Genomic DNA, 386 nt, shown 5'->3' with positions numbered 1-386 from the left:
AAATCTGACACTGGAGTTACTGAAATTGTTAAAGTTGAAATTTCTGTGTCACCAGCACCATCGGTAATGGTGTAACTGATCACTGGCACGGCACCGTTGAAGTTGTCATTGGGTGTAAAAGTGTAACTACCATCGGTATTTAAAGTGAGTTCACCTTCCGCAAGAGTAACCGTATCACCTGCATTGTACGTATTCCCACCAACAGTAAAACTCGTTACCGTGAGTGGACCATCAGCAGTTTCTGCATTATCAAGCACATTACCTGTGGCTGTTGTATCTTCTGCAACAGTGACAGTTTCATTATCATCGCTCAGATCAGAAACTGGAGTTACTGAAATCGTTAAGGTAGAAGTCTGTGTATCACCTGCACCGTCAGTAACAATGTA

At 42.5% G+C, this 386-nt stretch carries 1 protein-coding gene; it reads right to left on the bottom strand.

What is annotated here, in order from left to right:
- The coding region (locus tag H4J76_RS19570; protein ID WP_182231152.1) for an Ig-like domain-containing protein at positions 1 to 386 on the bottom strand (386 nt) is incomplete at both ends.

This window comes from Colwellia sp. BRX9-1 (genome assembly GCF_014077195.1).
Taxonomy (GTDB): Bacteria; Pseudomonadota; Gammaproteobacteria; order Enterobacterales; family Alteromonadaceae; genus Colwellia_A.
This window is presented reverse-complemented; position numbering and strand designations above follow the sequence as displayed.